The sequence below is a fragment of the Massilia cavernae genome (genome assembly GCF_003590855.1).
Classification (GTDB): domain Bacteria; phylum Pseudomonadota; class Gammaproteobacteria; order Burkholderiales; family Burkholderiaceae_D; genus Telluria_A; species Telluria_A cavernae.
Genome location: NZ_QYUP01000018.1, coordinates 19,398 through 27,352, shown reverse-complemented (window position 1 = coordinate 27,352; position 7,955 = coordinate 19,398). Strand labels below are relative to the sequence as shown.

Genomic DNA, 7,955 nt, shown 5'->3' with positions numbered 1-7,955 from the left:
GCACGTTAAAGCCGTGGTGGGCGAAGTAGCGCGACTGCAGCGCCCAGACCGAGTGGTCGTTCTGGGCGCCGTGGATGAAGACCGTAGTCGGTTTCGCCGGGTCGAAGGCCTTGCCTCCGGTGTAGCAGTAGGCCTGCAGGCCCTGTACGTTCAGGTTCATCTCAGGCTCCCTTCTGCGACAGTTTCAGGCCGCGCGCCAGGTCTTCGATAAGGTCCTCGATGTTTTCGAGGCCGACCGACAGGCGCATGGTGCCTTCGCTGATGCCGGACGCGGCCAGCTGTTCGGCCGGCACCCGGAAGTGCGTGGTCGACGCGGGGTGGATCACCAGCGACTTGGCGTCGCCCACGTTGGCCAGGTGCGAGAACACCTTCAGGCCGTCGACGAATCGGCACCCTGCTGCGCGGTCGCCCTTCAGCGTAAATGAGAACACCGCGCCGCAGCCCTTCGGCAGCAGGCGCTTGGCCAGTTCGTAGTCCGGGTGCGAGTCCAGTTCCGGATACGACACCGACTCCACCGCCGGATTCGCGAGCAGGAACTCGACCACCTTGCGGGTGTTGGACACGTGGCGGTCCATGCGCAGGCCGAGCGTCTCGATCCCCTGCAGCACCGCGAAGGCGTTGTGCGGGCTCATGACGGCGCCGAAATCGCGCAGGCCTTCGCGGCGCGCGCGCAGTGCGAACGGGGCCACCGTCGATTCTTCGGCGAACACCATGCCGTGGAAGCCGTCGTACGGCTCGCACAGCTCGGCGAAGCGGCCGGTCTTGTCGTAGGCCGCCTGCCAATCGAAGGTGCCGCCGTCCACCAGCAGGCCGCCGATGGCGGTGCCGTGCCCGCACAGGAACTTGGTGGCGGAGTGGAACACCAGGTCGGCGCCGTGGTCGAACGGACGCAGGAGGTAAGGCGTGGTGAAGGTGGAGTCCAGCATCAGCGGCAGATGGGCGTCGTGGGCGATGGCGGCAACGGTGGGGATGTCCAGCACATCCAGGCCGGGGTTGCCAAGGGTCTCGGCAAACAGCGCCTTGGTGTTCGGGCGGATCGCGTTGCGCCAGGCGTCGGCGTCGCGCGGATCGACGAAGGTGGTGTCGATGCCGAAGCGCTTCATGGTGTAGGCCAGCAGGTTCTGCGAGCCGCCGTACAGGGCGCGCGAAGCCACGATGTGCGAGCCGGCGCCGGCGATGGTCGCCAGGCCCAGGTGCATCGCGGCCTGGCCGCTGGCCGTCGCGATGCCCGCCACGCCGCCTTCCAGCGCCGCGATGCGTTCTTCCAGCACGGCATTGGTCGGGTTCGAGATGCGCGAGTACACGTGGCCGGCGCGCTCCATGTTGAACAGCGAGGCCGCGTGGTCGGAATCCTTGAACGCGAACGAGGAGGTGAAGTAAACCGGCGTGGCGCGCGCGCCGGTGGCCGGGTCGGGCGCTGCGCCGGCGTGCAGCGACAGCGTGTCGAAGCCTGGGTATTTAGGACCGCTCATGGGGTTCATCCAGAAATTTGAATGGGCGGCATCGTAGCACGGCCGGCATGCGCTGGAATGCTTTGAGTTTTCGCAATGCTGGATTTTTTGCTACGCTTAGGCTACAGTCGGATAAAGCTTACAGTTCGACAAGTTCACAGATAAATTCTTCCCACGGGTGACCACCATGAAAGTCTCTGAAATCCTCCAGGTTAAAGGCAACATCCTTTACACCGTCACCCCGGACGCGCCGCTGGCTGATGCAGTCAACATCATGGCTGAAAAGGATATCGGCTCGCTGGTCGTGATGGAGTTCGGCGACCTGGTCGGCATCCTGACCTTCCGCGAAGTGATCAAGGTGCTGCACACGAACGGCGGCACCGTCGGCAACGGCACTGTGCGCAAGTACATGGACGACCATCCGATCACCGTCACGCCGGACATCGAGGTCAACGAAGTGCGCCGCATGATGCTGGAAAAGCACGCGCGCTACCTGCCCGTGATGAATGCCAAGACCCTGCTGGGCGTAATCTCCTTCTACGACGTGGCGCGCGCCGTGCTCGAAGCCCAGAGCTTCGAGAACCGCATGCTCAAGGCCTACATCCGCGACTGGCCGGCCGAGACCACGCAGGAAGATTGAGTCCCCCGGCTTGCGTTGTTTTTTCGTTAACTTCGAGAATAAAATAACGCAAGCGGCCCGATCTTTCGAAACCCGCCATGCCGGTCCTGAGGGCGGGATGGCGGCCACTGCCGACAGCATTAGCTCGCGTACGGTAGAATGAGCTTTTCGACATCCCACCTTCGCTCATCATGTCCGGCAATTCATTCGGCAAGCTGTTTTCCGTTACAACCTTCGGCGAGTCGCACGGTCCTGCGATCGGCTGCGTGATCGACGGCTGCCCGCCCGGCATGCCCTTGTCCGAAGCCGACATCCAGCCCGAGCTCGACCGGCGCCGCCCGGGCACCTCGCGCCACGTCACCCAGCGCCAGGAGCCCGACCGCGTCGAGATCCTGTCCGGCGTCTACGAGGGCGTCACGACCGGCACCCCGATCGCGCTCCTGATCCGCAATGAAGACCAGCGCAGCAAGGACTACGGCAATATCGCCGAGACCTTCCGTCCCGGCCATGCCGACTACACCTACTGGCACAAGTACGGCGTGCGCGACCCGCGCGGCGGCGGCCGTTCGTCGGCGCGCCTGACCGCGCCGGTGGTCGGCGCCGGCGCGGTGGCGAAAAAGTGGCTGCAGCAGCAGTACGGCACCGTGTTCAACGGCTGCATGAGCCAGCTGGGCGACATCGCCGTGCCGTTCCAGGGCTGGGAGCACGTGCACGCCAATCCGTTCTTCGCCGCCAGCGGCGACGCCGCCCTGATCGCGCGCATGGAAGACGCGATGGACGAACTGCGGCGCGCGGGCGACTCGATCGGCGCGCGCATCGACGTGGTGGCGCACAACGTGCCGGTCGGCCTGGGCCAGCCTATCTACGACAAGCTCGACGCCGACATCGCCTACGCCATGATGGGCATTAACGCGGTCAAGGGCGTCGAAATCGGCGCGGGCTTCCACAGCGTCGCGCAAAAGGGATCGGAACACGGCGACGAACTGACCCCGGAAGGCTTCGTCGGCAACAACGCCGGCGGTGTGCTGGGCGGGATCTCGACCGGCCAGGACATCACGGTGTCGATCGCCATCAAGCCGACCTCGTCGATCCGCACGCCGCGCCGTTCGATCGACAAGGACGGCAAGCCGGCGGTGGTGGAAACCTTCGGCCGCCACGACCCCTGCGTCGGCATCCGCGCCACCCCGATCGCCGAGGCGATGCTGGCCCTGGTGCTGATCGACCACGCGCTGATGCACCGCGCACAGTGCGGCGACGTGCGCGTGGCGACTCCGAAAATCAACTGATCCGATCCGCGGCAGGCGTGCCGCCTTGCCGCGCCCGTACATGCCCAGGCAGTTCTTCAACTTCTCGGTGTTCCTGTTTGTGATGTACGCGCAGGCGGGCACCTTCATCACCTACGTCAGCCTGTTCTTCGCCGCGCGCGGCATGACCGCGCCGCAGATCGGCGTGCTCATTTCGCTGGTCCAGGTGATGCGCATCTTCGGCCCCAACCTGTGGGGCTGGGTCGGAGACCACACGCAGCAGCGTATCAAGGTGCTGCGCCTGACCGCGCTGTGCGCCTGCTTCGCCTTCGTGGGCATCTTCTTCGGCCACAGCTTTGCCTGGTTCTTCGTGGTGATGGTGGCGCTCAACCTGTTCAACAGCGCGTTTACGCCCATGTCCGAGGCGCTGATGCTGGCCGAGATGAAGGGCGACCTCAGTTACTACGGACGCATCCGGCTGTGGGGCTCGATCGGGTTCATCGTGGCGGTGATGATCGCCTCGTACGGCCTGGAGTGGCTGGGCGTGGAGGCCTTCCCGTGGATTACCGGCGCCATGCTGCTGTGCGTGCTGGCAGCGAGTTTCCGCATCCGCGAAGCGCCGCGCACCGAGGCGCCGCAGCCGGCGCCGCCGCTCGGGCCGGTGCTGCGCCAGCCCGAAGTAATCGCTTTTTTCGCATCGACCGCGCTGGCGGTGGCGGCGCACACCTCGCTGTACGTGTTCTATTCGCTGTACCTGCAGCGCATCGGCTACAGCAAGCCTGTCACCGGCGCCATGTGGTCGCTGGGCGTGGCGGCGGAAGTCGTGTTCTTCTACTTCCAGGCCTCGGTGTTCCGCCGCTTCAATCCGCGCAAGGTGATCCTGTTCGCGTTCGCCGTGGCGGCCGCGCGCTTCGCCATGATCGGGGCAGGGGCAGGATCGCTGGCGGTGCTGGTGGCGGCGCAGCTGCTGCATGCGGCCAGTTTCGCGGCCCACCATTCGGCGTCGATCATGGCGATGCAGCGCTGGTTTGCGGGACCGTTGCAGGCACGCGGGCAGGCGCTGTTCATCAGCATCGCCTACGGCGTGGGCGGCACCCTGGGCGGGTTGTTCATGGCGGCGTGCTGGGAAAAGGTGGCGCCGGAAGCGGTGTATTACGCCGCGGCCGGCCTGTCGCTGGCCGGCGCCGCGGCCGCGGCGCTGTCGTTCCGGTGGGAGGCCGCGCGGCCGCTCACCCGGACTTGACGGCGTCGAGCTGGTGGCGCCGCTCGACCGACTGCACCACCAGCGCGCGCAAGTCGTTCATCATCGCGAATTCGGCCTGGCTTAGCTGGATGCTCGGGAAGCTGTCGTCCCAGTCGCCGTAGATGAAGCCGGCCGGCTGGCCGTTCGCGCACAGCGGCAGGATGACGAAGCTGCGCGCATCCGACAGCGACGACAGCCACCAGTTGGGCAGCTTGGCCGCGAATTTCGGGTCCTTCGCGTTCTCGATGAAGATCACGCGGTCGCTGTTCAAGGCCGCGTGGAACACGTTCGGCTGGTAGGTGTCGTCGAAGCGAAGCACGGGAATCAGGTCCGCGGCGCCTTCGCCGAAGCCCATCTTGGCCAGGTATTTTTGCTCGCGGCGGTTGCGCAGGAAGGCGATGGCGCGGGTAAACGACAGGCCCTGGTAGACCGTTTCGAGCGCCATCGACATCATCTGGCCCGGGCTGGCACTGGCGATTGCGTCGCGCATGTCGGCCACGCCGCTGACCAGGATCTTGTTGCCTTCGGCGCGCAGGCGGGTCGATGCCGCCGCCCTGGCGCGCTTCTCGGCCGGCTTGGCCAGCGGCGCGATCGACAGGTCCGCCGCGGCTGCGACCCTGGCCTTTTCGATGGCGACAAGCAATGCGTCCGGCGCCATGCCCAGCATCGCGGAAAACTCGGCGGCCAGCCGCGCCACCGCTTCGGCACCTGCCGGTTCGTCGTCCCACAGGCAGTCGGCGCAGGCCGACGACATGGTCGATACCGCCGCCAGCCACTGCTCGTGACTGAAATTGTCGCCGCGCTCTCCCGGTTCGATGCAGCGCATGCCGTTGATCAGGTTCTTCGGCAAGCCCCAATGGGCGGCGGCCGCCTGGCCGACGCCTTCGAGCGAAATGCCAAGCACTTCGAGCGAAGCGGCGTCGGTGTCGGAGCAGGTCGCGCCGACACGGCCGCGCAACAGCACCCAGCGCTCCGGCATGTAGAACGACACCATCATGCGCCCGAGGCTGTGCAGGATCGAGCAGACCACCGCTTCTTCCGACTCGCGCGGACCGGCGCAGGCGGAAACCTGCTGCGCCACCATCCCGGCCAGCACTGCCTTTTCCATCTCGACGTGGGCGTCGGCCGCATCGGGCGCCGATTTCGACAGTTCTTCGATCAGCTTCAGGCCGAGTGCCAGGTGGCCGATGGTTTCCGTGCCCAGCACCAGCACCGCCTTCGACACCGTGTTGATGCGCTGGCCGAAGGCGGCGTACATGCCGCTGTTCGCCAGCCGCAGCACCTTCTGGGTCAGTACCGGGTCGGTCAGCACCGTCTGCGTCATGTTGAATTCGTGCTCATCCTCGCCGCGCATGGCGCCGAGGATGGCGTGGATGGCGCGCGCGAAGCCCGGCATGTCGCCCTGGCGGCGGATACGCTCCCACAGCAGGGCGAGGGTGGCGTCGGCGCTCATGGCCGGGGTTTGATTTGCTGGTGTCGTCGTCATTAAGTCCCCGCCCGCAGGTCGGTTGGCAACAGGGCCGTGTACATGTCTTCCGTCAGGGCCGCCATGGCTACGTGGGCCGGCATCGGCTTGCCGGTCAGGTAGCCTTGCACATACTGGCAGCCGCGCTCGTCCAGGTAGCGCAGCTGGTCTTCGGTTTCAACGCCTTCCGCCACCACCGACAGGCCGAGGTGCTTGGCCAGGTCGAGCACCGCGTTGCAGATCGCGCCGTCCTTCGGCGCGTCCGGAAGGTCCTTGATGAAGGCGCGGTCGACCTTCAGTACCGAAATCGGGAAGCGCTTCAGGTAGGCCAGCGAGGAGTAGCCGGTGCCGAAATCGTCGATCGCGATGCGCGCGCGGCGCTCCGCCATGCGGGTCAGGATCGCTTCGGCGTGGACCGGGTCGACCATCAGGGTGCCCTCGGTGATCTCGAGCACCAGCTGGTCGCCGCCCAGGCCGGAGAACGCCAGCGCGTCGTCCAGCACGTCGAGGAATTTATCGTTGCGGAACTGGCGCGGGCTGATGTTGACCGAGATGTAGAGCTGGCGTTTGGCCGCTTCCTGGAACTGCTTGAGCTGTACGCAGGCCGCCTTCAGCGCCCACGCTCCCAGCAGGTTGATCAGGCCATTGGTCTCCGCGATCGGGATGAAGCGTACCGGCGGCACCATGCCCAGGGTCGGGTGCTTCCACCGCATCAAGGTCTCGAAACCCTGGATCTGGCGCGTGCGCGTGTCGACGATCGGCTGGTAGTACAGCAGGAATTCGCCTTCGCGCACGGCCCCGAACATGGCCGCCTCGAGCGAGATGTCGTGCTCCGGCGGGCCGCTCTGGCGCGCGCTGTAGACAATGCAGCGGGCCTTGCCGGTTTCCTTGGCGCGCGACATGGCGGCATCGGCAAGCGCCACCAGCCGCACTTCGTCCTCGGCATGCTGCGGGTAGATCGACACGCCGACCGAGGCGCCCAGGTAGACCGTGTGCTTGTCGATCTCGAAGGGCGGCTGCAGCGTGGCCAGCAGGCGGCCGGTGACCAGCTTGATCTGTGCTTCGGTGTGGGTGCCCGGCAGCACCGCGACGAATTCGTCGCCGCCGATGCGTGCCAGGGTGTCGCTGTCGCGCAGGGTCTTGCGCAGGCGCTCGGCAGCCATGCGCAGGACGGCGTCGCCGACCGGATGGCCAAGGCCGTCGTTCACTTTCTTGAATCCGTCAAGTCCGATGGTGGCGACCGCGAACCCCTGGCCGGAGCGGCGCGACTGCGCGATCACCATGCGGATGCGGTCCGACAGCAGCAGCCGGTTGGGCAGTTCGGTCAGGCCGTCGTGGGTCGCCAGGTGGCGCAGGCGTTCTTCGGTCGCGTGCTGGACCGACATGTCGCGGCCCACCGCGAGTACGAGCGTAGTGCCGCCGGCCGTATATTGGGACAGGCGGAATTCGAACCAGGTTTCCTTGTCTGCGGTGCGCAGGCGCGCTTCGACGCGTACCGGTCCCGGGCCGCCCGAGACTGCGTCGGCGACGCCGTTGCGCAGCGCAGGCTGGTCGAGGTCGGACACCAGCGCGGTCAGGAGCCTGCCGTGCAGGTCGCCGGCGATTCCGGTCAGGCGCAGCGCGCGCCGGCTGGCCGACATGATGGCGCCGGCCAGGTCGAGCACGAAAACGGCGTCGCCCGCCGCTTCAAGGAGCGGGTCGGGCTCGTGCCGCTGGTTCGTGCCGGGCACGGGAGGTGAACTGGAACGCATCTCGAAAATCACAGCTTTCTATTCGTTGGCTGCCACGGCCGTCGGCTCGACGGTTTCCGGGCTGCCTTTGTTGATCCATACGAGTTTACCAAAGTAGAGTGGAATGTAGCATCGAAAGATGCCAAAACGCATTAAATAGTGCGGTCCAAGCGGTTGATTTCCTTGATTTTGACCTGGGTCAA

Annotated in this window: 6 protein-coding genes and 1 pseudogene; 3 read left to right on the top strand and 4 right to left on the bottom strand. The window is 66.1% G+C overall.

What is annotated here, in order from left to right:
• Positions 1-160 (bottom strand): annotated as a pseudogene (locus tag D3872_RS26230) (alpha/beta fold hydrolase); the annotation flags it as partial.
• Between the two features lies 1 nt (position 161).
• Positions 162-1,472: an O-acetylhomoserine aminocarboxypropyltransferase gene (locus D3872_RS02220; protein WP_119809274.1), complete on the bottom strand. Its 1,311-nt coding sequence runs from the start codon at positions 1,470-1,472 to the stop codon at positions 162-164.
• Positions 1,473-1,638: 166 nt separating this feature from the next.
• On the opposite strand from D3872_RS02220, the gene D3872_RS02215 reads away from it, so the two are divergent.
• The 3 genes from D3872_RS02215 (at position 1,639) to D3872_RS02205 (ending at position 4,557) form a co-directional block, all read left to right on the top strand.
• Complete coding sequence (locus D3872_RS02215; protein WP_119809273.1) at positions 1,639-2,091, top strand: CBS domain-containing protein; 453 nt, start codon at positions 1,639-1,641, stop codon at positions 2,089-2,091.
• Between the two features lie 170 nt (positions 2,092-2,261).
• Positions 2,262-3,356, top strand: a complete 1,095-nt coding sequence (aroC, locus tag D3872_RS02210; RefSeq protein ID WP_119809272.1) for a chorismate synthase — start codon at positions 2,262-2,264, stop codon at positions 3,354-3,356.
• A 40-nt stretch (positions 3,357-3,396) separates the two neighbouring features.
• Positions 3,397-4,557 carry an MFS transporter gene (locus D3872_RS02205; RefSeq protein WP_119809277.1) on the top strand — a complete coding sequence of 387 codons (1,161 nt, stop codon included), beginning with the start codon at positions 3,397-3,399 and terminating at the stop codon, positions 4,555-4,557.
• Here D3872_RS02205 and D3872_RS02200 read toward each other — a convergent pair.
• Together D3872_RS02200 and D3872_RS02195 are read right to left on the bottom strand one after the other, a co-directional pair.
• On the bottom strand, positions 4,544-6,043 hold the full coding sequence (locus tag D3872_RS02200; protein ID WP_229459114.1) for an HDOD domain-containing protein: 1,500 nt from the start codon (positions 6,041-6,043) through the stop codon (positions 4,544-4,546). The two genes, D3872_RS02205 and D3872_RS02200, sit on opposite strands and share 14 nt — an antisense overlap.
• Complete coding sequence (locus D3872_RS02195) at positions 6,043-7,773, bottom strand: putative bifunctional diguanylate cyclase/phosphodiesterase (protein ID WP_119809275.1); 1,731 nt, start codon at positions 7,771-7,773, stop codon at positions 6,043-6,045. Before D3872_RS02195 ends, D3872_RS02200 begins: the two co-directional genes overlap by 1 nt.
• Between the last annotated feature and the right edge of the window lie 182 nt (positions 7,774-7,955).